Raw genomic sequence first — 25958 nt, forward strand, 5'->3', positions numbered from 1 at the left:
AGGGCACCCGATTTAGGGCATCTGCGGGGATCATGGCGGAATCCGAAGGGCAGGGCGGCAAGACGGCCGCCACAGGCGACAACAAGGCCGACGGCCAGCAGGCGAACGGCAAAAAGCCGGGCGAGAAGAAGGCTGCGCCGGCTATTGCGGTGATTGAGCTCTTCGGCGGCATCCGGCCGATGGCGAAGGATCTCGGCGTCGCGGTCTCCACCGTGCAGGGCTGGAAGGAGCGGGAGTCGATCCCGGCCAACCGCCACGATCAGATCCGCGCCGCCGCCCAGAAAAAGGGGCTGGCCCTGGACGCCGCGCTGCTGCGTGCCTCCGCCCTGCCGGAGGCCGGCTCGACGCCGCCGCCGGTCATCGAGGCAGAAGCCCAGGAAGTGAAGACGGCGGACAGCCCCGCGGCGGAAACCCCCGCGGCGGAAACCCCTGCGGCGGAGACCCCTGCGGCGGAAACCCCGGCTGCGGAAAAACCCTCGGCCGGCACGACGGAAAAGGCCGCTCAGGGCGCCACCGGTTCCATGGCCTCGCGCAGCAGCCAGGCCTCCCGCGCCGCGGCGGCCCCGGCCCAGTCCCCGAAACCGGAATCGGCAGCGAAACCGGACCCGTTGGCCAAGCCTGAACAGACAAGCGCGGCCTCCACGCCGGCACGGCGGTCCGGATCGTTGGTGCCCGGTCTTGTCCTCGGCGTGCTGCTGGCGGTGGCGATTGCCGTTGCCACGGTCTTCAGCCGCGGCTACTGGCTGCCGCTGATCGATCCCCAGACTGGCCAGCAGCAGGAGGCCGTGGCCACTGCGCTGCAGGATCTCGATGCCCGGCTGGCGGAGCTGCAGGCCGCGCTGCCGCCCGACAACTCGGATGCGGTTGCCGCGGTCGACGACCGTCTCTCGGCTCTGGAGGTCGCGGTCTCGCAGGGCGCCGGCCAGGACCCCGAAACCCGGGTTGCACTGGAGTCCCTGAGCGCCAACCTGGCACGCCTGACCGACCGGCTGCAGTCGCTCGAGGAAAGCCAGGCCGCGGCGGGCATTCCGACCGAGGCGCTGAGCAGCCGCCTGAGCAGCGAGGCGGCGCGTCTCGACGAACTGCTGACCGCCCAGTCGGAACTGGTGGCCCGCCTGGAACAGGCCGAACGCGATCTCGCCACGGCGGCCGCCAGCCGCGACGCCGCGCCCGGCAGTCAGGAGACGCTGATGCTCCTGGCCATGCTGCAGTTGCGCGATGCGATCCGTGGCTCCGGCCCTTACGAGGAACCCCTGCGCATGCTCCAGAACCTGGCCGAAGGGGATGCCGCGCTGACCGAGATCACCGCACCCCTGGAGCGGCGGGCCCCGGCGGGCCTGCCGAGCCTGCGGGATCTGCAGGCGGCCTTTCCGGAGGTCGCGCGGCGCCTCGCCGCCATCGAGCTGGGCGAGGAGGGCGAGGGCTGGTCGGCCGGCGTCCTGCGCCGCCTTTCGGAGGCCGTGAACCTGCGTCCCGTCGGACTGGTCGAAGGCGACACCCCGACGGCGGTCGCCGCCCGCGCCGAGGTCAAGCTGAACGACGGCGACCTGGAAGGCGCCCTGGCGGAGATCTCCAGCCTCACCGGCGCGGCGGCAGAGGCGGCGGCGCAGTGGCGCGGTGAAGCCGAGGCGCGGGTCGCCGCCAATCAGGCGGTCAGCGCCCTGGGGGCCATGGTCTCCGAACGGTTTCGCCTGACGGCGGGCGGATAATCCATGCGCCGCGTCATCGTCTTCGTCGCGCTCGCCGCCCTGGCGGTTCTCGCCGCCTTTTGGCTGGCGGAACACCCGGGCCGGGTTTCCATCGAATGGCTCGGCTACCAGATGGAACCGCCGATCGGCATGCTGGTGCTGGCCGGTGTGCTGCTGTCCGTCGCGGTCATCATTCTCTACCGCATCATCACCCTGATCCTCGGAACCCCCGGCACCATCGGCCGCGCGCTTTCCGCCAGCCGGCGCCGGCGCGGCTTCCGCGCGCTCAGCCAGGGTATGGTGGCGGTGGCCGCCGGCGACGCGCAGGAGGCGGCGCGCTGGTCGCGCAAGGCCGACAGCCTGCTGGAGGACCCGCCGCTCACCCTGCTGCTGTCGGCCCAGGCGGCCCAGCTCAACGGCGACGAACTGGCGGCGGAGAAGTACTTCAACGCCATGCTGGAGAAGCCGGAGACCCGCTTCCTGGGCTTGCGCGGTCTGTTGATGCAGGCGCTGCGCAAGGGCGACGACCAGCGCGCGCTCGGCTATGTGCGCGAAGCCCATGCCATGCGCCCCAAGACGCCCTGGGTGGTGACCAACCTCTTCGAGTTGAGCGAGCGCACCGGCGACTACGACGGCGCGGCGGCGGCCCTGAAGCAGGCCGCCAAGATCAAGGCCCTGGCAAAGCCGGAGGCCGATCACAAGGGGGCCGTCATCACGCTTGCCAAGGCGGAGAAAGCCCTCGCCGAAGGCCGGCGCGACGAGGCGCTGAGCCTCAGCCGGACGGCCCAGAAAGCCGATGCCGCCCTGCTCGCCGCGGCGGTCCTGCATGCCCGGCTGGCGGTAGACAGCGAGCGCTTCCGCGAGGCCGCCAAGGTGGTGGAGCGTATCTGGGCGCGCAGCCCCTCGGCGGAGCTGGCGGCGCTCTACCGCAAGGCGGCGCCCGCGGCCAAGCCGCTGGAGCAGGTCAAGCGCTTCACCAAGCTGGCGGCCCTGAACCCGAACCACCGCGAAAGCCACCTGGCGCTGGCGGAAGCGAACCTGGATGCCGGGCTGTGGGGCGAGGCGCGGCGCCATCTCGGCATTCTGGTGACCCTGGAGGGCGAGGACCCGGCCCGCGCGCACGTTTGCCGGCTCATGGCCCGGCTTGAGGAGTCCGAGCACGGCGACATCGCCGCCGCCCGCGCCTGGCTGGAGCGGGCCGGCGAGGCGCCGCGCGATCCCGCCTGGGTCTGCACCACCTGCGGGGCGGTGGCGGCGCGCTGGTCGGTCGACTGCGGCGCCTGCGGCAGCTTCGATTCCCTGGCCTGGGGCGCCCCGCGCCGGGTCGGCAGCCTGGCTGTGTCCGGCGCGGGCTCCGCGCTCGCCCAGATCACCGCAAAGCAGGGGGCGCGCAGCGGCGAAAGCCGGGTCGCCCCGGTGACCATGCCGCTCGCCAAGCTGCCGGACCAGCCGCCCGACCGTCCCGACGGCGGGGAGCCAGAGCAGACCGGCGCTGTCGTGGCCAAGCCCGCTGCGGCACCGCCCCAGCCAGCGCAGCCGCAAACGGCGCCGGCGCCCACGACGCCGGCTGCCGCTTCAGCCGAAATCGGCCCCTCCGACGTCAAGCCGGCGCTGCCCAAGCCTCCGGCACCGCCCGCCCCACCGGCCGGCGGTCTCGGCCCGAACGGGCAGGAGCCGCCCGCCAGTACAAGCCGGGCGGTCGAACGCCCTGAACTCGGCGACGAAGACGCGGAGGAGGCGGCGGCGGTCGAGGGCTCGGTGCCCCCGCGCATCGAGCGCGACCCCCGCTAGGATTGTTCCGGTTTTGCGGCGCCGGCCCGCTCCCCCTCCCGGCCACCCAGCACCAGTATCCTATGGGTGGCCGGGAGGGGGAGCGGGCTGGAACCGCATTCAACGACGCCAAGGCGCGCTGGCGCGCGCCGTTAACCCTGGATTAAGGCCGTTCGCTTAGGGATCGAGGGGTGTCTGGAGGGGCCTGCCGCACTTGCGTTGGCGACAGCTTCGCCGTAAGGTCCCGCCGATTCAGGTGGCCGGGCGTGAAACCGGCTACAGGTGTGCCGCCTTAGCTCAGTTGGTAGAGCATCGCATTCGTAATGCGAGGGTCGCGTGTTCAAGTCACGCAGGCGGCACCATTCCTCCCCGACACCTCAATACCGCTGCGCTCAAAACTCCAGCGGCGCATTGTCGATCACCTCTTTCATAACAAAGAAGGTGCGTGTCTGACGCACGCCCGGCAGGGCGATCAGCCGTTCGCCATGCAGACGATTGAAGTCGGCGATGTCGCGCACCCGGATCTTCAAGAAGTAATCGAAGTCGCCGGCGACGAGGTGACAGTCCAGCACGAAGGGAAGCTTCGTGATGGCCGTCTCAAAGGCGGCAAAGCTCTCCGGCGTCGAACGGTCGAGCACCACGCCGACGATGGCCAGCGCGCCGCGGTCGACCCGCTCCGGCGCGACCTCGGCACGCACCGACCGCAGGATGCCTTCGCGAAACAGGCGCTGGGTGCGGCGGTGACAGGTCGCCGGGCTGACATTGATCTTGGCAGCCAGTTCCGCGTTGGTCAGCCGGCCGTCCCGCTGCAGGTGCCGGAGAATGCGGCGATCTATGCGATCGAGATCGGTTTCTGTGGGAGAATCTTTCATATATGTGGGAATTTTTTAGAGAGTATGGGAGTAATTGGGCATGAGGTGAGAATTCTGACTTATTCAGAGGCTCAGTTCGAGAGCCAATTTCATCCGGCTGCCGCTACACTGCCGCGCTCAGACACCATCCGGGCCGGTACGCAGGGAGGCCGCAGTGCTGGACAGTTTCGAACGCTATCCGTTGATGTTCGGGCCGACGCCCATCGAGAGGCTGGACCGCCTGTCGGCGCATCTTGGCGGCGGGGTGACGCTCTACGCCAAGCGGGAGGACTGCAATTCCGGCCTTGCCTTCGGCGGCAACAAGATCCGCAAGCTGGAATATATCGTCCCGGATGCCCTGGCCGCGGGGGCGGACACGCTGGTGACCATCGGGGGCGTTCAGTCGAACCATACGCGCCAGGTGGCCGCCGTCGCCGCCAAGCTCGGCCTGAGGTGCCGGCTGGTCCAGGAAAGCTGGGTGCCTTTCCCCGATGCCGTCTACGACCGGGTCGGCAACATCCTGATGAGCCGGGTTCTGGGCGCGGAGATCGAGCTGATCGACGAAGGCTTCGACATCGGCATCCGCGAGAGCTGGCAACGGGCCCTGGACGCGGTCGAGGCCGAGGGCGGCCGGCCTTACGCCATTCCTGCCGGCGCCTCGGTGCACAGGTTCGGCGGGCTTGGCTATGTCGGTTTCGCGGAGGAGGTCCGCGCCCAGGAAGCGGCCATGGGATTCACCTTCGACTATGTCGTCGTGTGCTCCGTGACTGGTTCCACCCAGGCCGGCATGGTCGTGGGCTTCGCCAGGGACGGCCGGGCGCGCAACGTCATCGGCATCGATGCCTCGGCAGCTCCGGCACAGACCCGCGACCAGATTCTGGAGATCGCGCGCAGCACGGCGACCCTGGTCGACCTTGGGCGGGAGATCACCGGAGAAGACATCGTTCTGCTGGAGGACTACGCCTACCCGGCCTACGGCGTCCCGTCGCAAGAAACCAACGCGGCCATACGCCTGTCTGCGCGCATGGAGGGCATGATGACCGATCCGGTGTACGAGGGAAAATCGATGCAGGGGCTCATCGATCTGGTGCAGCGGGGCTATTTTCCGGCCGGCTCAAACATCCTCTACGCACACCTTGGCGGCGTGCCTGCCATCAACGCCTACAGCTACCTCTATCGCGACGGCTGACCCGCTCTCATCACCCGGTCCCCAGCGCCACGGCGTCGAGGATGGCGAGGTAGTGGCAGGCCGCGGCGATCAGCACCAGCGCGTGCCAGATCGCGTTGTGATACGGCAGGCTGCGCCAGAGGTGGAAGACGACGCCCAGGGTGTAGATCACCCCGCCGGCGACCAGCAGGCTGAGGGCCGGGGTGGAGAGCGCGGCCGCCAGCGGCTCCACGACCACCAGGACCGACCAGCCCTGGGCTAAGTAGAGCACGATGGCCGCCCGCTCGAAGCGGCGCGGCAGAAAGAGCTTCAGCGCGACGCCCAGGGCCGCCACGGCCCAGACCACGGCAAACAGCGCCCAGCCCCAGGTCCCGCCGATCACCGCCAGGGAGAAGGGCGTATAGCTGCCGGCGATCATGACGAAGATGGCCGCGTGGTCGAGGCGCCGCAGCACCTCCTTCCAATTCGGATGCCAGGCCATGTTGTAGGCCGCCGAGCAGGCGAAGACGGCCACCAGGCCCAGGCCGTAGACCGCGAGGCTGAGGTTGGCCGTACTGAAAAGCTCCGGCCGGACAATGAAGACGGAGGACTGGCTGTGCCAGACCGCGAGGACCAGCAGCGCCGGCGCGGCAGCCAGGCTGGCACTGACGCCCAGGATGTGGACCACGGCGTCGGCCAGCCGCTCGCCTCTGGTGAACTGGGGAAAGTGCAGGGGTTTGGACATTGCCGGCGCCTCCTCCTGAGGGTCCTATCATCCCTCAGGCCCCGGCGCGGCGGCAAGGGGGGCTTCCCGTCGGGACCCGCCTATAACACCACTGTGACTTTGCAGCTCTATGGCGGGAGTGGTTAAATGCGCCCCGGCGCCGTGAGGGAAGGGTTGCCCCCGGAGCAGATCTGCTTCGGGCACCGGTTCTGTTGGGGGGAAGAGATGAGCTTCGAATTGGGCACAGGGCGTCTGTGTGCGGCGGTCGGGCTGCGGCCGGTTCTGGCCGGCGGCGTTATGGCGTTGCTCGCGGCCTGCGGCACGCCCGGCGGCGACTACGACGCCCTGATGGCCGAGCGCAACTTCACCGGCGCCAAGCTGGAGAACTTCTCGATCTGCCATGGCCATGGCTGCCGCCTGGTCTCCCAGGTCTCGCTGACCGAGATGGACTGGGACCCGGTGGCCGATCTCTTCGCCGAGCCGGCGGCCTCTGCGGACATCGAACGCACCCGCATCGCCATGGCGACGGCAATCCTGGAAGAGGCGGTGGGCCGCCAGACCGGGACCTACAAGGACGAGGCCGGTACCTTCAACGCCATCAGCGGCAACGATCAGCTCGATTGCGTGGACGAGACCAGCAACACCTCGGTCTACCTGACCCTCATGGCTCGGGCCGGTTACCTGAAGTGGCACAAGATCACGGGCTGGGCCGGGCGCGGCCTGCTGATCGACGGCGAGTGGCCGCATCAGTCCGCCGTGGTCGAGGAGATGAAGACCGGCAAGGCCTACGCCATCGACACCTGGTTCGAGGACAACGGCCGTCCCGCCCACGTGGTGCCGCTGGAGACCTGGCGCGCCGGCTGGATCCCGCCGGGCTTCGTGGACAGCATGCTCTAGGGGACAGCAGAAGCAGTCGCCGCATAAGCAAGTCGCCACTGGGATAACCGCGTGTCGCCTTCGGGGGCGACAGGCCCGGCCGCTTGCCGCATCCCTTCGCCAAGACAGGTTTCCTTACGCTGCCGAAGTCTTCCCTGCCGGAGAGCGGTCATGTCCGTCGTCTCGAACATCGTGCTGTCGTCGCGGGTGCGCCGCTCGCCGTACTTCGCCGCCACCCAGCGCTACGGCTGCAAGGCCTACTCGGTCTATAACCACATGTATCTGCCGCTCTACTACGAGAGCCCGGAGGCCGACTACTGGCATCTGGTGAACGGCGTCACGCTCTGGGACGTGGCGGTGGAGAGGCAGGTGGAGATCGTCGGCCCCGACGCCGCGCGCCTCGTCCAGCGCCTGAGCCCGCGCGACCTCTCCTCCTGCGCCGTCGGGCAGTGCAAGTACGTGATGATGACCGATGCGCGCGGCGGCATCGTCAACGACCCGGTCTTGCTGAAGCTTGCGGAGGACCGTTTCTGGCTTTCCCTGGCCGACAGCGACGTGCTGCTCTGGGCCAAGGGCATCGCGCTTGCCGGCGGCTACGACGTGGAGGTTTTTGAGCCGGACGTCTCCCCCCTGCAGCTTCAGGGGCCGTTGGCGGCAGCGGTGGGCGAGGCGCTGTTCGGCGCCGCGCTGAACGACCTGAAGTACTTCCGCTTCGCAGAATTCGATCTGGACGGCATGCCGCTGATCGTTTCGCGCACCGGCTGGAGCGGCGAGCGCGGCTACGAGATCTACCTGCAGAACGGGGCGGACGGCGACCGGCTCTGGGAGGTCATCATGGAGGCGGGCCGCCCCCACGGCATTAAGCCGGCCACGCCCTCGACCATCCGCCGCATCGAGGGCGGGCTGCTCTCCTACGGCGCCGACATGACCCTGGAGAACAATCCCTACGAGATGAACCTCGGCCGTCTCATCGACCTGGAGCAGGAGGCGGACTTCATCGGCAAGGCGTCGCTCGCCCGTATCGCGCAGGACGGGGTGCGCCAACGCCTTGTCGGCCTGATCATCGAGGGCGGACGCGAGACCACGGCAGGCCTTGAGCGCGCTGCCGTCGTCCGGGACGGGCAGGCGGTCGGCCGCGTGACCAGCGTGGCCTACTCTCCCCGGCTCGAGCAGACGATTGCCCTCTGCCTCGTCACCGCGGAGTACAGCGCCGAGGGGACGGTCCTGACGGTCCAGCCTGAGGGCCAGCTTGAGGGCCAGCTTGAGGGGAAGACAAGGGCGTCGGTTCGAAACGCAAGCGTCAGCCCGCTGCCGTTCGTCACCAAGAAGACGGTCTAGCTTTCGACGCCCTCGACGATGGCGACCGTCCCTTCGGCATTGGCCAGGCGCAGGGGCAGGATCTTCTGATAGGCGGCGGAGTGATAGAAGCCCTCGGCGGCCGCCTTGTCGGGGAACTCCAGAATGATCAGCCGGGGCACCGTCCACGCGCCCTCCAGGGTCTCCACCGCGCCGCCGCGCACCAGGTAGCGCCCGCCGTGGGCGGCGATGACGGCCGGCACGGCGTCGCGGTAAGCCTCAAAGGCTTCGGGGTTGGTGACGTCGATATGTGCGACAACGTAGGCGGCCATGATCGTCTCCCGGTTTGTGGCCGCCTAGTATAGCGGCGCGAGGAAGGCGGCCCAGGCGAGATAGGCGCCGAGGGCGGTGAGCGCGACGAAGAAGAGCTTGCGAAAGCGCGCCTCCGGCAGGCGCTTACGGAAAGCCTGCCCCAGCGCCATGCCGCCCAGTGCCGGCAGCAGGGCGACCGCCGACAGCAGGCCGGCCTCCGCCGGCAACAGTGCGTGACCCCTGAGCGCGACGGCGAGGGCCAGGGTGGAGACCAGGAAGGTCAGACCCATGGCCTGCACCAGATGGTCGCGCGACAGGCCGAGGGCCTGCAGGTAGAGCACCGAGGGAAAGATGAAGGAGCCGGTAAGCCCGGTGATGGCGCCGTTGACCAGGCCCAGGGGCGGCGACAGCCAGGGTTCCTTCGCACCCGGTGGCGGCATCTGCAGGCCGGTCAGGCTGACCAGCGCATAAACGCAGAGCAGGGCGCCGAAGAGCCCCGACGGCAGGCTGGCGTCGAGCCCGGCCAGCAGGCCGGCGCCGAACCAGATGGCCGCGCAGGCTGCCAGCAGAAAGATCCAGAGCCGCAACACCAGCGCTTTCAGCGCGCCACCGGCCAGCGCCTGCCAGATGTTGGTGGCCAGGGAAGGAACCAGCACCAGGGGTATGGCCGCTTTCAGGTCCATCTGGGTCGCCAGCAGCGCAAGGGCGATGGTGGGCAGGCCGAGGCCGACCAGGCCTTTCACCAGGCCGGCCAGCAGAAAGCTCGCCGCCACGATCAGGATTTCCTCACTCGCCCACATGGGGATGGATCATAGGCGTATGTCCGGCCGCGGCGAAAGCGCCGGCATTGTTCAGCAGCGATCTTGGGTTGGGGTGCCGCGATGGGCTAGGTTGGTCTGTTCGATTGAGTATAGGTTCAGAGACTATGAGGGAGGGAATGATGCGGCTTCACGGCAAGGTCGCTGTGGTCACCGGCGGCGGTTCGGGCTTCGGCGAGGGCATCGCAAAACTCTTTGCAGCGGAAGGCGGGCGTGTGGTGGTCGCCGACATCGACGGCGCGGCAGCCGAGCGCGTTGCCCAGGAGATCGACAGCGCCGGCGGCGCTGCGGTGGCGGCGCCTGCGGACGTGACCAACAGGGGCGACGTCGATGGCATGATGCGCGCGGCCCTCGACAGCTACGGGCGGCTCGACATCCTGGTCAACAACGCCGGCGTCTCCCATCGCAACAAGCCGATGACCGAGGTGACGGAGGAGGAGTTCGACCGCATCTACGCCGTCAATGTAAAGGCCATCTACCTCGCCGCGCTGGCGGCCATTCCGCTGATGCGCGCCGAAGGCGGCGGCTGCATCGTCAACACCTCCTCGACCGCCGCGCTGCGGCCCCGACCGGGGCTGACGGTCTACAACTCCTCCAAGGGTGCGGTGAACATCATGACCAAGTCCATGGCGGTGGAACTGGCGCCCGACAGGATCCGCGTCAACGCGGTCTGTCCGGTGATCGGCGAGACGGCCCTGATGGAGACCTTCATGGGCCTCCCCGATACGCCGGAGAACCGCCGGAAGTTCGAGGCGACCATTCCGCTGGGCCGCTTCTCGACGCCGCACGACATCGCCGAGGCGACGCTCTTCCTCGCCTCCGACGCGGCGGCGTTCCTGACCGGCGTGACGCTGGAAGTGGACGGTGGGCGCTGCATCTAGAGGACGCCGGCCACCATGCTTCGAGACGGCCGCTGCGCGGCCTCCTCAGCATGAGGGATCAGAGAAGGCCTCACCTTGAGGAGGCGCGTCAGCGCCGTCTCGAAGGGTGCCATGCCTGCTCAAGCAATTGGGTGCTGCAAAAGCAAAAGGCCCGGAACCAAAGTTCCGGGCCTTGCGCTTTGTCGGAGCGTTTCGCCGCGTCTACTCGCGGGCCACGCCGAAGATGCTGAGCAGCCAGATGAACATGGTCACGAAGCTGCCGTAGAGCATGAAGGCGCCGAAGATCGACTTGCGGGTGGCGACCTCGCTGCCGTCGGCCTCGCTGTACATGTTCTTGATCATCTGCGTCTCGTAGGCGGTCAGGCCGGCGAAGACCAGCACCACCACGATGGACAGGCCGAGGTGGAACAGCTCGGACTGCAGCAGGAAGATGTTCACCAGCAGCGCCACCAGGATGCCGATGGTCGCCATCATGAAGAAGGCGCCCAAGGGAGCGAGGTTCCGCTTGGTGGTGTAGCCGTAGAGGCTGGTGCCGGCGAAGGCGGCGGCGGTGATGAAGAACACCCGCACCATGCTGTCGCCCGTGTAGAGCAGGAACATGGGGGACATCAAGGCGCCCCACATCGCGGCATAGATCCAGAAGGATCCGTGCGCCATGGCCATGGAGCCGCTCATCATCACGCGCGGCGCAAAGAAGCCGAAGCCGATGATGCCGATGAACAGCACCCAGCGGAAGGGGCTCAGCGCGATAGCCTCCAGAAGCGCGGGCTGGGAGGCGACGAAGAGGGCCACGATGCCCGTGAAGGCCACCCCCAGCGCCATGTAGTTGTAGACGCCAAGCATGTACTTGCGCAGACCCTCATCGATCTGCGCGGCATCCGCCTGCGTCTGCGTCATGTACCTGCGGTCGGGACCGAGAGCCATTAGGACACCCTTTCGTTTTACTCAAGTGGCCGGGACAGTAACGCCCAGGCCACCGTCTTGCCCAGAGAATTCAGAGATAATATTGGAGGTTCCGGAGCCTGAATCAACCGATTTTCGCACGGCTTGTGCGTAAATTTTTCTTCATATTCAAGGCACTGAAACACAGCTTTGAGCTGTGCCAAAAATGCGGTCAGGACCCGATTCCTGCTTGTGCGGCGGGGGTTTGGCAACCCCCTTTAAGGCCACTGAGACTTCCTACGCTACGGCTATTCGTTGCGCAGCAGGGGAGCGGCTTTCTGGCCCAGGGCCCGCCAGGTGCCGGCGAAGCCGAAGGCGACCGTAATCGCCGTGGCCAGCAGGGCGGTGGTGATCACCGAATCCGGCAGGAAGACGAAGGGCGCGCGCATGATCTCGGTCAGCACCAGATAGGCGGCGCCGGTGCCGATGACCGAGGCGATGGCCGCCGTCACCAGGCCCAGCAGGCCGTATTCCAGCAGGAAGGCCTGGGCCACCACCCGGCGGGTCGCTCCCAGCACCTTCAGCACCACGGCGTCGTAGACCCGCCGGTGATGCCCGGCGGCAACGGCCCCGGCCAGCACCAGAACGCCGGCGGCCAGCGCCACGGCGGCGATGGCGCGGACCGCCGTTGCGATATGGCCCATCAGTTCACCGACCTGCTCCAGCGCCTCTTTCACCCGGATCGAGGAGACGTTGATGAAGCGGTCGGTCACCGCGATCTCCAGGGCATCCTCCGCCTCCGGGGCGGCGCGCACGGTGGCGATGTGGGTCTGCGGCGCCTGCTCCAGCAGGCCGGGGGAGAACACCATGACGAAGTTGATGGTGAGGCTGCCCCAGTCGACCACGCGCAGGTTTGCGATGGTCACCTCCACGTCGCGGCCGAGGATGTTGATGCTGAGCTTGTCGCCCGGCCCCAGCCCCAGGGCGCGTCCCACCTCGTCGTCGAGGGAGACCAGGGGCGGGCCGTCGTAGTCCGCCGGCCACCAATCGCCCAGGGTCAATTCGTCACCGGCGCGCTGCTCGCGCATCCAGGTCAGGCCGCGGTCGCCGCGGAAGATCCACTGCACATCCGGCGGAATGACGAGCTGCTCCGGCGGGACGCCGTTCACCGCGGAGATGCGGCCGCGCAGCATGGGCACGCGCTGGATGTCCTCGATGCCCTCCAGGCCGGCGATCAGACGGTCGAACTCCGCGACCTGGTCCGGCTGGATGTCGATGAAGTAGAAGCCGGGCGCCTCTTCGGGCAGGCTCTGCTGCACCTGGCGGGAGAGGTTGCCTTCGATGAGGGCAATCGCCACCAGCACCGTCAGGCCGAGGCCGAGGGACATCACCACCGATCCGGTGGGGGCGCCGGGCCGGTGCAGGTTGGTCAGCGCCAGGCGCAGGCCCGGGCGCCGCGGCCGCGGCAGACGCCGGCTTACCGCCATGATGCCCTGGGCCGCCAGGCGGAACAGCAAGAGCGCGCCGATGGCCCCGATGACGAAGTAGAGCGCCAGCATCTGATCGGTGGCGGTGACCACCGCCAGTCCGGCCAGCAATCCGCCAAAGACGAGCAGCGCCAGCAGGCCCTTGCGGTCCGGCCGGCCGCCGGCCGGCGTGATGAGATCGCGGAACAGGCTGGCGGCGGCGACGTTCTGGGCGCGGGTCAGCGGCCAGAGCGAGAAGGTGATGGCGGTGAGCACGCCGAAGACGGCCGCGGTGATCAGCGGCAGCGGATAGATTCCGAGTTCGGCGCGCCAGCCCAGGGTGTCGCCGATGATCGCCGAGACGACGGGCGGGCTGAGCCCGCCGATCAAGAGGCCGATGACGATGCCGAGGGAGGCGAGCACCAGGATCTGCGTCATATAGACCTGGAAGATCAGGCGCCCGGGCGCGCCCAGACACTTCATAGTCGCGATGGTTCCGGTCTTGCCTTCCAGGTAGCTGCGCACCGCGTTGCCGACGCCGACGCCGCCGACCAGAAGGGCGGTGAGACCGACCAGTGTGAGAAACAGGGTTAGGCGGTCGATGAAGCGGCCGATCCCGGGGGCCGCTTCCGTCGTGTCGCGGATGCGCCAGCCGGCCTGCGGGAAGGTTTCCTGGAGGTCCTGCCGCAGATCGGCAGCGGAAAGACTGTCGCCGAAGCGCAGGCGGTAGTGGTTGCGGATCAGGCTGCCGGGCTGCACCAGGTTGGTTTCCGGCAAGCTTGCGCGGTCGACCATGAAGGTCGGACCCAGAGTGAAGGCCCGCGAGGTGCGGTCCGGTTCGCGCTCGAGCACCGCCGACACGCGGAACTGGGTGTCGCCGATCTGCACCAGCTCGCCCAGCTCGACGTCCAGCCGGCGCAGCAGATTGCCGTCGACCACGGCACCCCAGACGCCGTCCTGGCGGGCCAGGGCCGCCGCCAGATCGCCCTCGGGCGCCAGGCGCACGGCGCCGTAAAGCGGATAGAGGTTGTCGACAGCCTTCAGTTCGACCAGGACGCGGCGCGACCCTTCGTCGAGGCCGCGGGCCATGGCGCGCATCTCCGAGACGCTGGAGACCTCGACACGCTCGGCCAGCCAGTCCTGCTGCTCGGCGCTGGCCTCCACGTGGGTGAGGCGCAGATCCATGTCGCCGCCCAGCAGGATGCGCCCGTCGCGCTGCAGCCCCTGCAGCATCGCCTCCGAAACCGAGCCGACGCCGGCGATGGCGGCAACGCCCAGGGTGAGGCAGGCCAGGAAGATGCGGAACCCCTTGAGACCGCCGCGCAGCTCCCGCCGCGCCAGCCGCAGGGCCAGCGGCAGGCCGCCGCCGCTCTCGGCGTCCAGGCTTCCGGCGCCGCTGCGCCCGGCATGCTGTTCCAGCGTGGTCACGAGACGGCCGCTTGCGTGCCGGCCCCGTTTGCGGCGCCGCTTGATCCAAGGCCGTCGTCGATGATCAGGCCGTCCAGCAGCTTCACCGTGCGCGAACAGCGGGCGGCCAGTTGCGGGTCGTGGGTGATCAGCACCAGGGTGGTGCCGTGGTCGGCCTGCAGGCCGAAGAGAAGATCGATGATCTGCTGGCCGGTTTCGCCGTCCAGATTACCGGTCGGCTCGTCGGCCAGCATCAGGTCGGGTCCGGCGGCAAAGGCGCGGGCGAGCGCCGTGCGCTGCTGCTCGCCGCCGGAAAGCTGGCCCGGGTAGTGGGTCAGGCGATGGCCCAGGCCGACGGATTCCAGGCAGGCGGCGGCCCGGTCGAAGGCGTCACCGCGGCCGGCGAATTCCAGCGGAATGGCGACGTTTTCCAGGGCCGTCATCGTCGGCACGAGGTGAAAGTCCTGGAACACGATGCCGACGGAATCGCGGCGGAAGCGGGCGAGGGAATCCTCGTCCAGGCCGTTGAAGCGGGTGCCGCCGATGATCACATTGCCTTTGCTGGCGCGTTCCAGCCCGGCGATGATCATCATCATGGACGACTTGCCGGAGCCTGAGGGCCCCACCACGCTGACCGTCTCGCCGCGCGGGATCTCCAGGTCCAGGCCGCGCAGGATGTGGACCGGTCCGGCGGTGGACGGCAGGGTCAGTTCGACACCCTGCAGGGCGATCATGGGATTGCCTCCTGATGTCCTGACACCAGGGTTTCCGAGAGGGTTGGCGCCGGGGGCCGGCGCCCCAGGAGCTGATCCGCGGGGCGCACTGTCGGTTGTCTCGCTCATCATCCCTCTCTTATACGGCTTGCCTGCCATATGGATCGCCGCAGGCGCATTTCAACGCGCCGGTCAACGCGCCGGTCAACGCGCCGGTCAACGCGCCGGTCAACGCGCCGGTCAAGACGCTGGGCCGGGTGCGCCCCGGGGCCTGAGATGCTTGATCGCCCGCCCCGCGGCCCCTACTTCTTAGCCAAGCGGCGCCTTTCGGCATAGTCTTGTCCCGAAGCACTGCGGATTCCTTAAGTAGGCGAACGATTCATGCCGTCTCCCACAAGGCCCTCTCCAACAAGACAGCGCCCCGCGGCACAGCGCTTCGGTCTGGCTGCGCTCTTCGGCCTTGTCCTGGCCGCTTTCGCGCTGCCCGGCGGCGATGCGGCCGCGCAGACCGTGCGCCTGATGGCGTTCGGCGACAGCTTGGTGCATGGCTACGGGCTGCCGGCCGGCGAAACGTTTCCGGAACAGTTGGAAGCGGCGCTGCGGGCAGACGGGCTGGACGTCACTGTGATCAACGCCGGAAACTCGGGCGATACCTCCGCTGCCGGGCGCGCGCGCGTCGACTGGGCGCTGGCGGACGAGCCGACGGCGGTGATCCTGGAACTGGGCGCCAACGACGGCCTGCGCGGCCTCGATCCGGCAGCCACCTATGACAACCTGGATGCCATCATGGCGCGCTTCGTCGAGGAGGGGCTGCCGGTCCTGATTGCCGGCATGCTGGCACCGCCCAACCTGGGGCGGGAGTACGGCGACTCCTTCAACAGCGTCTTCCCGCGGCTGGCGGAGAAGTACGACGCGCCGCTCTATCCCTTCTTCCTCGACGGCGTTGCCCTGGAGCCGGAGCTCAATCAGCCCGACGGCATCCATCCCAACGCCCGCGGCGTGGCCGAGATCGTCAAGCGGATCAAGCCTTATGTCGTCGCCCTGGTGCGGGACGCCGCAGCCGGTGCGCAGCCGGCGCAGGTCAATTGACGGGCCCCGATGCTGATCAGACCCCAAGTCGCTATGAGTTGGCGGTATGACGGCTGAGCCGATCATCATCGGTTCCCAGACCGCCGGGCGCTACAAGTCCGCCTATGCGGTGGGCGATCCGGACGACGACAAGGCCTGGGGCAGCGTCGCCGCAGCCTGCGTGGAGGCCCTGGGCAGCCTGCCGGAGCGCGCCAACCTGGGGTTTGTCTATGCGACGGGGCCGCTCGCCGACGATCTGGGCAGCATCGTCACCTTTCTGCGCGAACGCTGCGGCATCGCCGACTGGGTCGGGACCGTGGGCGCGGGCGTCATGGCCTCAGGCGAGGAGATCTACGACCGACCGGCGCTTTCCATTCTGGTGGCGGCGCTGCCGGAGGACAGCTATCGCCTCTTTGCCCCCGTCACCGGCGGGCTGGAAGACTTCACCCGCGAGCACGGCGGCTGGGTGGCGGCGCACAAGCCGATCCTCGGCGTGGTGCACGGCGACCCGCGCAATCCGCTGATCGTCGATGTCGTCGAGGCGGTTTCCGAAGCCACCTCGGCCTTTCTGGTCGGCGGGCTGACCGTCGGCGAAGGCGAGGACTACCCACAGGTTTCGGGCTTACAGGTCCCGGGCGCACAGGTTTCGGGCGCGCTGGCGGCGGGCGGACTCTCGGGCGTCCTGTTCAGCTCGGAGCAGCTTGCGGTTGCCGGGCTCTCCCAGGGCTGCACGCCTATCGGCGAGCCTCACGAGGTGACCGAGATGGCAGGTGAAGGGGTCGTTGCCAGCCTCGACGGCCGTCCGGTGCTGGATGTCCTGCGCGAGGAGGTCGGCGAACTGCTGGCACGCGACCTGCGCCGCATCGGGGGGTACATTTACGCCGCCCTGCCGATCGCTGGCAGCGATACCGGCGACTACCTGGTGCGCAACCTGATCGGCATGGATCTGGAGCGCCAGTGGCTGCAGATCGGCGCCGACCTTTCCGTCGGCGACCGGCTCGGCTTTTGCCGGCGCGACCACGCTTCGGCGAAAGAAGACCTGCAACGCATGCTGCGCGATCTCAGCAACCGGGCCGGCGGCGCCCCGCGGGCGGCGCTTTATGTCTCCTGCGTGGCGCGGGGCCGCCACCTCTTCGGCACCCAGTCCGAGGAGTTGCGGTTGATCCGCGAGACGTTTGGGGATATCCCGCTCACGGGTTTCTTTGCCAACGGCGAAATCTCCAACAACCGCCTCTACGGCTACACCGGCGTGCTGACGCTGCTGCTCTAGAGACTTCCGGAGCATCCGCAGCGCAGCACCGGCAGAGCAGCATTGGCAGCGCCACACCGGCGAGCGGCCCCTGCGGGCCGGCGCCGGAGTGACATCCGACCTTCTGGGCACCATTCAAGGGGGGACCAATGGAATATCGGCAACTGGGACGCAGCGACATCAAGGTCAGCGCCGTCTGCCTCGGCACCATGACCTGGGGCATCCAGAACACCGAGGCCGAGGGCTTCGAGCAGATGGACTATGCCCTCGACCAGGGCATCAACTTCTTCGACACCGCCGAGATGTATCCCATCGCCCCCAAGGCCGACACCTACGGGCGGACCGAGGAGATCATCGGCAACTGGTTCGCCGCCCGCGGCAACCGCGACAAGGTGGTGCTGGCGACCAAGATCGTCGGACCCAACAAGCAGCGCTTCCCCTACATCCGCGGCGGCGAAACCCGCTTCAACAAGCACCACATCACCGCCGCGGTGGACACCAGCCTGAAGCGCCTGAAGACCGACTACATCGATCTCTATCAGCTCCACTGGCCGGACCGCGCCACCAACGATTTCCGCGGTCTCGCCTACCACCACGATCCCCAGGCGGACGAGACCCCCGTCGAAGAAACCCTGGAGGCCCTGGACGACGTGGTGAAGGCCGGGAAGGTGCGCACGGTGGGGCTCTCCAACGAGAACCCCTGGGGCGTCATGCGCTTCATCGTCGGCGCAGAGGTCGGCCGCGGGCCGCGGGCCGTTTCCGTCCAGAACCCCTACAGCCTGCTCAACCGCAGCTTCGAGACCCGGCTGGCGGAGGTGGCGATGCGCGAGCATTGCGGCCTGATGGCCTATGCGCCGCTGGCCGCCGGCACCCTCAGCGGCAAGTACCTGGACGGTCAGTGGCCGGAGGGCGCGCGGCGCACGCTCTGGCCGGACAACACCCGCTATCAGGGCCCGCAGGCCGACGCCGCCACCGCGGGCTACGTGCAGCTGGCCCGCGACCACGGAATGGATCCGGCCCATCTGGCTCATGCCTTCGTGCTGTCTCGGCCCTTCGTCACCGCCTCCATCATCGGTGCCACGAAAATGGAACAGCTCAAGCTGGACATCGCGGCCAAGGATGTGGTTCTCAGTGACGAGGTCCTCAACGGCATCGAGGTCATCCACAAGAACTACACCTATCCCTGCCCATAAGTTGCGGGCGCCGGCTCGGGCCGCCGCCTGGGGACCCGCGGCCAGCCGATCTGGCTCCCGGGGCCCCGCCCATCCTGTGAAGGTCGTTCACGGCCATGCGCTTGTTCGTCGCCCTGTCCCTGCCCGCCGATCTGCGTGACCGGCTTTGCGGCCTTTCTTCCGGTCTTCCCGGCGCGCGCTGGGTTGACCCGGCCAACCTGCACCTGACCCTGCGCTTCATCGGCGAGGTCGACGGCCATGCCGCCGACGACGTGGACGCCGCGCTTTCCGGCATCCAGGGACCGCGCTTCACGCTGGCCCTGCGCGGCGTCGGCCAGTTCGGCGACGACCGCAAGCCGCGCTCGCTCTGGGTCGGGGTGGAGGCCAACGGCGCCCTGGAACGCCTCCAGGCGAAGATCGAAACGGCGTTGCAGCGCGCCGGCCTGGAGCCGGAAAAGCGCAAGTTCAAGCCCCACGTGACCCTGGCCCGCTTCAAGTCCAGCCCCGGCACGCGGCTGCAGGCCTATCTGGTGCAGCATGCCCTGTTCCGCGCCGAGCCCTTCGAGGTGCGGGACTTCACCCTCTACTCCAGCTACCTCGCCCACGAGGGCGCCATTTATTCCGCCGAGGCGGTCTACCCGTTGGCATGACCCCTCCGCGTCTCACCGTTGCGACGGCCCAGTTCGCGCTCACCGCCCGTCCGCTCATCAACGCGAAGCGGATGGCGGCCCTGATTCATCGCTCGGCAGAGGCGGGGGCGCAGGTGGCGCACTTCCCGGAATGCGCGCTCTCCGGTTATCCGCGTCAGCAACTGGAGAGCTGGCAGGGCTATGACTGGACGGCCTTGGAAGTGGCGCAGGATCTGGTGGCCCAAGCTTGCCGTGACGCCGGCCTTTGGGCGGTCTACGGTTCGGCCCAGCCTCTGGCCGATGCCGCCTTGCCACACAACTCGGTTTTCGTGGTTGCCCCCGACGGACAGGCCTGTGGCCGCTACGACAAACGCTGCTGTTCGCTGCGTGAACTGGATTACTTCACTCCCGGTGGCGGGCCTGCGATCATTGAGATCGCCGGGTTGCGATGCGGTGTTCTGCTTTGCCTGGAGTGGTCGTTTCCGGAGCTCTGGCGCGCCTATGCGGATGCCGGGGTGGAATTGGTCTTTCTTTCTGCTTATGCCGCCGGCTTGCAGGGCAGACACCTGCATTCGGATGTCATTCCCCCGGTGTTGCAGGGCCATGCCTTCACCAACAGTCTGTTCATCAGCACGAGCAATGCCTGCAATCCCAGCCAGGCTTTTGCCAGTCATTGGGTCAAACGCTCAGGACGGCGTGGTTCGGCCTGCCGACGGCATCGTCCCGGCCTGACGGTCAATGCCGTCGCCGATGATCCGGAGAAGGACGCAGTCTATCGTCGGATCCGCGCGTTTCGGGCCGAGGCCTCCAGCGGGCGCCTCTATCGCAACCTCCAGCGATCTGAGGCGAAGCTCAAGGACGAATAAGCTGAGCTCATCAGTCCGGTCAGCGGACTTCCGGTTTGGAAATGGGGCCTTCTCATGCAGCATGCCCTGTTCCGCGCCGGGCCCTTCGAGGTGCGCGACTTCACGCTTTGCTCCGGCTACCTCGCCCATGAGGGCGCGATCTCCGCCGGCGAAGCGGTCAGATCTCTTTCCTTAAAGATGAAAGCTGTGTCATTTCTCAATCAAGAGTAGATATACTAGGGATTCGGTCACAGCGATGCGCTAACCTGGGCATTCTAGTGTGCATCCGGTCCAGGGGTGGATCACCGGTGTGCTGCCGCGCTTTGAGCGCTGGGAGAGGCGGCCGCCGGAAGCGCGTTGTGGGTTTTACCGCCGGAACACGTTGCGCGTTTCCATGCCAACCTGGAGACCCGACAGCATGTCCTCAAATGACCATTCTCAGGATTTCGAAGTAGAAGCGCGTTCTGCGGATTACCGTTCGCAGAAGTTCGAACGAGATATGAGCAATGCGAGTGAATCGACCAGCCATTTTCTCCTCGAACTCCTCGAACGCGAAAAGCGTGGCGAGGACGACAGCGCCCGCGCCTCGGAGATGTTGGACGATGTCCAGAACCCGGTGCAGGTGTTCACCGCTTTGATTGAAGGAACCGACGGCAATGACTTCCTCGGTGAGGACACGGTCTTCGGCGACGTCGTTCTGAACGGTGGCGGCGACGACGTTCTCTACGGCTACGGCGGAACGGCCAATTTGATTTCCGGCGACGGCGCAGGCTTCGGCAGTGCGTTTGTCACTGATGGCGGCGACGATACTCTTTACGGCGGCGAGGGTGTGCTCTTCCTCGCCGGAGATGCTCTGGCACTTGATGGCGAGGCGGAGGTTTTCACCGGTGGTGATGACCTCCTGTTCGGGGCCGATGAGGGCGATTACATCGCCGGCGAATCGCTGGCGTGGCAGGCTGCCGCGACGAGTGAGAACGGAGGTGACGACCTCCTTTTCGGTTATGGTGGCAACGATACCATGTCCGGTGATGCGCTGGCGCAAGACGGTGACGGCTCCAGCGCTGATGGCGGTGACGATACCCTCCATGCTGGTGCCGGCAATGATCTTGTGGCCGGCGACACGCTGGGATTCAGCGATACCGTCTATGTCGTTGCGTCCTCGACCTTTGGCGGCCATGACCTGATCTATGCCGGGGAAGGTGCCGACACTGTCTCAGGCGATGCTCTCGCAGACGGCCTCCCAAACGAGAGTTTTTCGGCCAATGGCGGCAACGACACCATCTTCGGCGGCGCGGGAAACGACAGCATGGCAGGCGATGCCATGGGCAGCAGCGACGGTGCCGGCGCGGTGGCTGTTTTGGGGGGCGACGACCTTCTCTACGGCGGGGAGGGTGACGATGCCGTATCCGGCGATGCGCAGGGTCATTTCATGGCCAATCCCTCGGACCTCGGGGGTAACGACACCCTCTATGGCGATGCCGGGGATGACACCTTGACGGGCGATGTTGCCGGCATCGGTGATGTTGGCGGCGTTTCCAACAACGGTGGGAACGATGTGATCTATGGCGGTGACGACCAGGATCTCATCGCAGGCGATGCCTTTGGGTACTCGGAAATCAGCTTTGTGACCTCCTCGGCTACCTCCTCGGGCGGCGGAGACGATTCGCTCTACGGTGGCCTGGGTGCCGACACGATTGCCGGTGACACGCTGACGCGAACCGGATCTATCGCCGGCGGCTTCGCAACCGCCAATGATGGTGGCGACGATGTGATTGACGGCGGTGCCGGCAACGACCTGCTGTCCGGCGATGCTCTTGGCCTGATCGAAGAGGAGGCTATCTCCCAGAACGGCGGCAACGACTCCATCCTTGGAGGGGCTGGTGCGGACACGATTGCCGGCGACGCCTATGCTGAGGATGGCGCCGAAGCCAGTTCGGCAGACGGCGGCGACGATACGCTGAACGGCGGTTCGGGTAACGACCTGATCTACGGAGATTCCAATGGTGTCGACCTTAACGGCGGTGCCGATCTGATCTATGGCGGCAGCGGCGAGGACTCGATCTATGGCGGTGGCGGCGCCGATCTGATCTATGGCGGAAACGATGCGGACTCGGTCTATGGCGACGACGACGACGATACGTTGATCGGCGGATTGGGCGACGACCAGATCGACGGCGGAGCCGGAGCAGATCTTATCGTTGCCGGAGCCGGCAACGATACGCTGACCGGCGGTTTGGGTAATGACCTGATCTACGGCGATTCCAACGGTGCCGAGCTCACCGGCGGTGCCGATGTGATCTTAGGCGGTGGTGGCGACGATACGCTGATCGGCGGGTTGGGCAGCGACCAGATCGACGGCGGAGCCGGGGCAGATGCTATCGATGCCGGAGCCGGCGGTGATTTTGTACTCTTCGACGCCGGTGATCAGGACCTTGTCGGCGGCCTGGTCAGTGGCGGCGAGAGCTATGACCGTCTCGTGATCCTGTCCACGGATGGAGAGAACGACACAGCTGACGGAACGCTCGACGGCATTGCCGATCTTTCGAGCCTGAACAACGTTTGGGCGGACTTCGAAGAGATCCGCATGACCGATGGGTTGGGTGACGACGCGGTTGCCCTCGATGCGGCCGACATCCTTGCCATGACCAACGATGGTCTGTTGCTGATCGAGGGCGATGCCGGTGATGCCGTGTACCTGCAAAGCAACTTGGCCACCGATTGGGAAGTCCAGAACGTGGGGGCCGCCTTTACCACCTACGTCAGCGACGGCGGCGCCCTGGCCGTGATCGAAAACGAGATCACGCTTCAGCTGAACACGGCGGTCTAGAGAACACTGTCATGCAGAGCTTCTGAGCGTTTAGACAATCCGGCCTCGAGGCTTATGCCTCGGGGCCGGGTTTCCTTGCGCTCTTGCTGACGTGCTCCTGCCGGCGGCTGCAACGCCCCTGCCTCTCCCCCTGCCTCTTCCCCCCCTGCCTCTTCCCCCCTGCCTCTCCCCCTGACCTCCGGTCCAGGCATCACTACCACCAAAGCGCTGTGGTACTCCCAATGAGCCGCTCGGCAACGCGTCGTTCGATTGACGGCGCCGCGCGTTGACCCTATCTAAATTGCGATCCCAGGGGTGGTTCATTGGCGCAGTCCGGGAAACGCGCCAGCGGGAAAGCGCCCAATTGCGCTTCCTGTTCTGCCTGGAGATCGCTTTCATGTCGGAGTTCCTGTCTCATCCGCCGGCGGCAAGCCGTCTGGAAGACCCTGCCGGTGGCCGTCCCTCCCAAGCGCTGGAGAACCTGGAAGTGAACCGCGGGCTCGCCGTCAAGAACGACGTCGGGAGCGACGCGGCGGCGCTGGCGTTTCTGGTGACCGAGAAGCAGACAGTCATCGATCTTTCGCTGTCCCCGGAGGCGCCTGACCTGACGCCGTTCCTTGATGCGATCATCGCACTCCCGATGCTGCCGATGGCCGACGACACAGTCACCGGCAGCGGCTTTGCCGACATCCTGGCCGGAGACGTCCTGGACGGCGGTGTCCTGGTTCTGAACGACGGTGAAGACCAACTGATCTATGGCAACGGCGGCGACGATCGTCTTGCCGGTGACGGCTGGGCCCTGGGCAGCGCCGCCGTGACTGACGGCGGCGACGATACGGTTTACGGCGGTGCGGACAACGACACTCTGTCCGGCGACGCCTTCGCCTTTTACTGGGAGGCCGAAGCCTTCTATGGCGGTGACGACGTCCTGGATGGCGGGGCGGGCTCGGATGCGGCTGCCGGCGATGCCTTGTCGGCGCTGGGCGACGCTTATGCCTTCTACGGCGGCGACGACGTGTTTTACGGCGGTCTTGGCAACGATACCCTGGCCGGTGATGCTCTGGCCTTGGACGGCGGCAGCGCAAACTCCGACTATGGCGGCGACGACCTGCTCTACGGCGGCGCCGGCGCCGGAGCTGTAATCGATACGATGTCCGGCGACGCCCTGGGCCTCGGCGATGGATCGACCGGTTCTTCCCACGGCGGTGACGATACGATTTATAGCGGTACCGGCTTTTCCCTGGTCGCCGGCGATGCCCTCCACTCCGCTCTGCTCGGGATCGGCAATGCGCAGGGCAGCAACATCGCCACCTCCGACTACGGCGGTGCCGATCTGATCTACGGCAGCACCGACTTCCGAAGCACGATCGCCGGCGATGTGTTGAGCGCCGGCGGCAACGGCGATGCCACCGCAACCTCCTTCTACGGCGGTGACGATACGATTGTCGGCGCCGGCACAGACACCATTAACGGCGATGCCTTCAGCGGCGACGTGCTGGGTTCGGGTCACGGCGACTTTGCATCGCACTATGGCGGCGATGATGTGATCCTGGCGCAGGGATCCGGCATCAAGTCGATCGCCGGCGACAGCTATGCCTCCGCCCACGGCTCGGCGGTCTCGCATTACGGCGGCGACGATACGGTTCTCGTGACCGGAAGCGCCGTCGTCGCGGGGGACGCTTATGCATCGCGCTTCAGCGGAGACGCCGTCTCGGAGACCGGCGGGCACGATCTGATCGAGGGCAGCGGTGCCGGCGAGCGGGCATTTGCCGGCGATGCGCTGGTTTACGGCACGGATGACCTTGCCTGGTCCGAGTATGGCGGCGACGACACCCTGGACGGCGGCGATGCAACGCTGCTTCACCTCGCCGGCGATGCCATGGCGCTGGGTTCGGTCAACTCAACATCTGTTGCCGCGTCGATCTACGGCGGAAACGACCGCATCTTCGGCAGTGCCGCCAGCAGCGTTTTTCTGGCTGGCGAGGTGCTCTCGCTCGGCACAAACCTCCTCATCGAGGACGCCTTGTCGATGGAGGGCGGTGACGACACGCTCTACGGTGGCGGCGGCAACGACATGGCTGCGATCGCCGGGGAGGCGATGGCGCTGGGTTCGAACGCCGATGCCGTCTCCTTCGACGGGGGCAGTGATCTCATCTACGGCGGCAATGCATCTCAGAACCGACTTTCCGGCGATGTCTTGGCCGACAGCGGCGCTGCGCTTTCGAACGATGGCGGTGACGACACGCTCTACGACGGCAGCGGCAACAGCGCGATTGCCGGTGATGCGCTGGCGGCGGGCGGCGACGCCACCTCCACCGACGGCGGCAATGACTATGTCGAGGCCGGCACGGGTACGGATGCGCTGGCGGGCGATGCGATGACGGAGCTGGGCGGAACCGCTCAATCCAACATCGGCGGCGATGACAGCCTTTATGGCGGCGGCGACGGCGACGTGATCGCCGGGGATGCGCTGGCCGAAGTCGGCGGCGATGCCCTGTCGACCGCCGGTGGCAACGATTACATCGATGGCGGCGAAGGCGACGATACGCTCAGCGGTGACGCCCTGGCGGTCGGCGGCGGCATGGCCTCCTCGACCCTGGGCGGAGACGACACGCTTTATGGCGGCGAAGGCGACGACCTGATTTTCGGCGACTCCAACGGCGAAGACACTTTCGGCGGCGCTGATCTGCTGTTCGGCGGCAGTGGCAACGACACGCTCAACGGCAACGGTGGCGACGATGCCCTCGACGGCGGCGCCGGGGTCGACCGCATCTTCGGTGGGGCTGGAAACGACAGCATCGTCTTCGATGCCGACGACCACAACGGCGGCCCGGGCGGTGCGGTGGACGGCGGCGAGGATACAGACACCCTGGTCCTTGATCTCACCTTTGCGCATGACAGTGAAGACGGCACCATCGACGGCATCGTCGACCTCTCCGAGCTGGAGAACGTCTGGTCCGGCTTCGAGCGGGTCGACATGACCGACGGCGCGGGGGACGATGCGCTGGCCCTGGATGCGGATGACATCCTCTCCATGACCGGCGACGGTGTCCTCGAGATCTTCGGCGATGCCGGCGATGCGGTGCATCTGCAGAGCGCTGCGGCCGGAGACTGGGAGGTGCAAGGAGCCTCGGGCGGCGGCATCACGACTTATGTCAACGATGCCGGTGTTCAGGTCTCCATCGACGACGACATCACGGTGTTGCTGAACACGACGGTCTAGTTTGGGGAGACCGCTGACAACCCGGCCCCGAGGCCTGTACATCGGGGCCGGGTTCGTTTTGGTCTTCATCGTCGGCGCCTGGATCACCCGTCCGTTGGCTCTGCCGGTACAAAGCCGCTACCCCCAAAGATCCGG

Annotated in this window: 21 protein-coding genes and 1 tRNA gene; 15 read left to right on the plus strand and 7 right to left on the minus strand. The window is 67.2% G+C overall.

Features of this window, described 5'->3' with window-relative positions; genetic code table 11:
* The first annotated feature begins 32 nt into the window (after window positions 1-32).
* The 3 genes from Q0982_RS23160 (at window position 33) to Q0982_RS23170 (ending at window position 3820) form a co-directional block, all read left to right on the plus strand.
* Window positions 33-1709, plus strand: coding sequence for a COG4223 family protein (locus Q0982_RS23160; protein ID WP_299400280.1), 1677 nt, complete (start codon window positions 33-35; stop codon window positions 1707-1709).
* 3 nt (window positions 1710-1712) lie between these two features.
* A complete protein-coding gene (locus Q0982_RS23165; RefSeq protein WP_299400281.1) occupies window positions 1713-3479 on the plus strand; it encodes a heme biosynthesis protein HemY in 1767 nt (588 codons plus the stop codon).
* 265 nt (window positions 3480-3744) lie between these two features.
* Window positions 3745-3820 (plus strand) — tRNA-Thr (locus Q0982_RS23170).
* Between the two features lie 30 nt (window positions 3821-3850).
* Here Q0982_RS23170 and Q0982_RS23175 read toward each other — a convergent pair.
* Window positions 3851-4330 carry an Lrp/AsnC family transcriptional regulator gene (locus Q0982_RS23175; protein ID WP_299400282.1) on the minus strand — a complete coding sequence of 160 codons (480 nt, stop codon included), beginning with the start codon at window positions 4328-4330 and terminating at the stop codon, window positions 3851-3853.
* 154 nt (window positions 4331-4484) lie between these two features.
* Between Q0982_RS23175 and Q0982_RS23180 the strand changes: the two genes are divergently transcribed.
* Window positions 4485-5498: a 1-aminocyclopropane-1-carboxylate deaminase gene (locus tag Q0982_RS23180; RefSeq protein WP_299400283.1), complete on the plus strand. Its 1014-nt coding sequence runs from the start codon at window positions 4485-4487 to the stop codon at window positions 5496-5498.
* 10 nt (window positions 5499-5508) lie between these two features.
* Here the strand turns inward: Q0982_RS23180 and Q0982_RS23185 are convergent, their stop codons facing one another.
* Entirely contained in the window at window positions 5509-6201 is a 693-nt protein-coding gene (locus Q0982_RS23185) for a hemolysin III family protein (protein ID WP_299400284.1), read from the minus strand.
* Window positions 6202-6405: 204 nt separating this feature from the next.
* Between Q0982_RS23185 and Q0982_RS23190 the strand changes: the two genes are divergently transcribed.
* Together Q0982_RS23190 and Q0982_RS23195 are read left to right on the plus strand one after the other, a co-directional pair.
* A complete protein-coding gene (locus tag Q0982_RS23190; RefSeq protein WP_299400286.1) occupies window positions 6406-7077 on the plus strand; it encodes a hypothetical protein in 672 nt (223 codons plus the stop codon).
* 150 nt (window positions 7078-7227) lie between these two features.
* Complete coding sequence (locus Q0982_RS23195; RefSeq protein WP_299400287.1) at window positions 7228-8394, plus strand: dimethylsulfoniopropionate demethylase; 1167 nt, start codon at window positions 7228-7230, stop codon at window positions 8392-8394.
* On the opposite strand, the gene Q0982_RS23200 is transcribed toward Q0982_RS23195, so the two are convergent.
* Window positions 8391-8684, minus strand: coding sequence for a DUF1330 domain-containing protein (locus Q0982_RS23200; protein ID WP_299400289.1), 294 nt, complete (start codon window positions 8682-8684; stop codon window positions 8391-8393). The two genes, Q0982_RS23195 and Q0982_RS23200, sit on opposite strands and share 4 nt — an antisense overlap.
* Window positions 8685-8708: 24 nt before the next feature.
* Window positions 8709-9464 (minus strand): sulfite exporter TauE/SafE family protein, encoded by a 756-nt coding sequence (locus Q0982_RS23205; protein ID WP_299400291.1) that lies wholly within the window; start codon window positions 9462-9464, stop codon window positions 8709-8711.
* A gap of 137 nt (window positions 9465-9601) precedes the next feature.
* On the opposite strand from Q0982_RS23205, the gene Q0982_RS23210 reads away from it, so the two are divergent.
* Entirely contained in the window at window positions 9602-10363 is a 762-nt protein-coding gene (locus tag Q0982_RS23210; RefSeq protein WP_322097098.1) for a glucose 1-dehydrogenase, read from the plus strand.
* A gap of 201 nt (window positions 10364-10564) precedes the next feature.
* On the opposite strand, the gene Q0982_RS23215 is transcribed toward Q0982_RS23210, so the two are convergent.
* The 3 genes from Q0982_RS23215 to Q0982_RS23225 all read right to left on the minus strand — a co-directional run bounded on the left by Q0982_RS23215 (window position 10565) and on the right by Q0982_RS23225 (window position 14852).
* A complete protein-coding gene (locus tag Q0982_RS23215; RefSeq protein ID WP_299400293.1) occupies window positions 10565-11287 on the minus strand; it encodes a Bax inhibitor-1/YccA family protein in 723 nt (240 codons plus the stop codon).
* 266 nt (window positions 11288-11553) lie between these two features.
* A complete protein-coding gene (locus tag Q0982_RS23220; protein ID WP_299400294.1) occupies window positions 11554-14139 on the minus strand; it encodes an ABC transporter permease in 2586 nt (861 codons plus the stop codon).
* Window positions 14136-14852 (minus strand): ABC transporter ATP-binding protein, encoded by a 717-nt coding sequence (locus Q0982_RS23225; protein ID WP_299400296.1) that lies wholly within the window; start codon window positions 14850-14852, stop codon window positions 14136-14138. Before Q0982_RS23225 ends, Q0982_RS23220 begins: the two co-directional genes overlap by 4 nt.
* A gap of 360 nt (window positions 14853-15212) precedes the next feature.
* On the opposite strand from Q0982_RS23225, the gene Q0982_RS23230 reads away from it, so the two are divergent.
* The 8 genes from Q0982_RS23230 (at window position 15213) to Q0982_RS23265 (ending at window position 25823) form a co-directional block, all read left to right on the plus strand.
* Window positions 15213-15920 carry an arylesterase gene (locus Q0982_RS23230; RefSeq protein WP_299400298.1) on the plus strand — a complete coding sequence of 236 codons (708 nt, stop codon included), beginning with the start codon at window positions 15213-15215 and terminating at the stop codon, window positions 15918-15920.
* 46 nt (window positions 15921-15966) lie between these two features.
* On the plus strand, window positions 15967-17169 hold the full coding sequence (locus tag Q0982_RS23235; RefSeq protein WP_299400299.1) for an FIST C-terminal domain-containing protein: 1203 nt from the start codon (window positions 15967-15969) through the stop codon (window positions 17167-17169).
* A 128-nt stretch (window positions 17170-17297) separates the two neighbouring features.
* A complete protein-coding gene (locus Q0982_RS23240) occupies window positions 17298-18341 on the plus strand; it encodes an NADP(H)-dependent aldo-keto reductase (protein ID WP_299400301.1) in 1044 nt (347 codons plus the stop codon).
* Between the two features lie 95 nt (window positions 18342-18436).
* A complete protein-coding gene (gene thpR / locus Q0982_RS23245) occupies window positions 18437-18970 on the plus strand; it encodes an RNA 2',3'-cyclic phosphodiesterase (protein WP_299400303.1) in 534 nt (177 codons plus the stop codon).
* On the plus strand, window positions 18967-19815 hold the full coding sequence (locus Q0982_RS23250) for a carbon-nitrogen hydrolase family protein (protein ID WP_299400305.1): 849 nt from the start codon (window positions 18967-18969) through the stop codon (window positions 19813-19815). Before thpR ends, Q0982_RS23250 begins: the two co-directional genes overlap by 4 nt.
* A 54-nt stretch (window positions 19816-19869) precedes the next feature.
* Window positions 19870-20025, plus strand: coding sequence for a hypothetical protein (locus Q0982_RS23255; protein ID WP_299400306.1), 156 nt, complete (start codon window positions 19870-19872; stop codon window positions 20023-20025).
* Window positions 20026-20212: 187 nt separating this feature from the next.
* On the plus strand, window positions 20213-22621 hold the full coding sequence (locus tag Q0982_RS23260; RefSeq protein WP_299400308.1) for a calcium-binding protein: 2409 nt from the start codon (window positions 20213-20215) through the stop codon (window positions 22619-22621).
* A gap of 376 nt (window positions 22622-22997) precedes the next feature.
* Window positions 22998-25823 carry a calcium-binding protein gene (locus Q0982_RS23265; protein ID WP_299400310.1) on the plus strand — a complete coding sequence of 942 codons (2826 nt, stop codon included), beginning with the start codon at window positions 22998-23000 and terminating at the stop codon, window positions 25821-25823.
* The last annotated feature ends 135 nt before the right edge of the window (window positions 25824-25958 follow it).

The sequence above is a fragment of the Pelagibius sp. genome, from assembly GCF_028281305.1.
GTDB lineage: Bacteria > Pseudomonadota > Alphaproteobacteria > Kiloniellales > Kiloniellaceae > Pelagibius.

Excerpts from the sequence above, each read along its gene's own strand:
- Q0982_RS23200 (WP_299400289.1), bottom strand. The coding sequence starts at position 8,684 with ATGGCCGCCTACGTTGTCGCACATATCGACGTCACCAACCCCGAAGCC.
- Q0982_RS23235 (WP_299400299.1), top strand. The coding sequence starts at position 15,967 with ATGACGGCTGAGCCGATCATCATCGGTTCCCAGACCGCCGGGCGCTAC.
- Q0982_RS23185 (WP_299400284.1), bottom strand. The coding sequence starts at position 6,201 with ATGTCCAAACCCCTGCACTTTCCCCAGTTCACCAGAGGCGAGCGGCTG.
- Q0982_RS23195 (WP_299400287.1), top strand. The coding sequence starts at position 7,228 with ATGTCCGTCGTCTCGAACATCGTGCTGTCGTCGCGGGTGCGCCGCTCG.
- Q0982_RS23265 (WP_299400310.1), top strand. The coding sequence starts at position 22,998 with ATGTCGGAGTTCCTGTCTCATCCGCCGGCGGCAAGCCGTCTGGAAGAC.
- Q0982_RS23210 (WP_322097098.1), top strand. The coding sequence starts at position 9,602 with ATGATGCGGCTTCACGGCAAGGTCGCTGTGGTCACCGGCGGCGGTTCG.
- Q0982_RS23205 (WP_299400291.1), bottom strand. The coding sequence starts at position 9,464 with ATGTGGGCGAGTGAGGAAATCCTGATCGTGGCGGCGAGCTTTCTGCTG.
- thpR (WP_299400303.1), top strand. The coding sequence starts at position 18,437 with ATGCGCTTGTTCGTCGCCCTGTCCCTGCCCGCCGATCTGCGTGACCGG.
- Q0982_RS23255 (WP_299400306.1), top strand. The coding sequence starts at position 19,870 with ATGCAGCATGCCCTGTTCCGCGCCGGGCCCTTCGAGGTGCGCGACTTC.
- Q0982_RS23240 (WP_299400301.1), top strand. The coding sequence starts at position 17,298 with ATGGAATATCGGCAACTGGGACGCAGCGACATCAAGGTCAGCGCCGTC.
- Q0982_RS23230 (WP_299400298.1), top strand. The coding sequence starts at position 15,213 with ATGCCGTCTCCCACAAGGCCCTCTCCAACAAGACAGCGCCCCGCGGCA.
- Q0982_RS23215 (WP_299400293.1), bottom strand. The coding sequence starts at position 11,287 with ATGGCTCTCGGTCCCGACCGCAGGTACATGACGCAGACGCAGGCGGAT.
- Q0982_RS23225 (WP_299400296.1), bottom strand. The coding sequence starts at position 14,852 with ATGATCGCCCTGCAGGGTGTCGAACTGACCCTGCCGTCCACCGCCGGA.
- Q0982_RS23250 (WP_299400305.1), top strand. The coding sequence starts at position 18,967 with ATGACCCCTCCGCGTCTCACCGTTGCGACGGCCCAGTTCGCGCTCACC.
- Q0982_RS23260 (WP_299400308.1), top strand. The coding sequence starts at position 20,213 with ATGTCCTCAAATGACCATTCTCAGGATTTCGAAGTAGAAGCGCGTTCT.
- Q0982_RS23165 (WP_299400281.1), top strand. The coding sequence starts at position 1,713 with ATGCGCCGCGTCATCGTCTTCGTCGCGCTCGCCGCCCTGGCGGTTCTC.
- Q0982_RS23160 (WP_299400280.1), top strand. The coding sequence starts at position 33 with ATGGCGGAATCCGAAGGGCAGGGCGGCAAGACGGCCGCCACAGGCGAC.
- Q0982_RS23190 (WP_299400286.1), top strand. The coding sequence starts at position 6,406 with ATGAGCTTCGAATTGGGCACAGGGCGTCTGTGTGCGGCGGTCGGGCTG.
- Q0982_RS23175 (WP_299400282.1), bottom strand. The coding sequence starts at position 4,330 with ATGAAAGATTCTCCCACAGAAACCGATCTCGATCGCATAGATCGCCGC.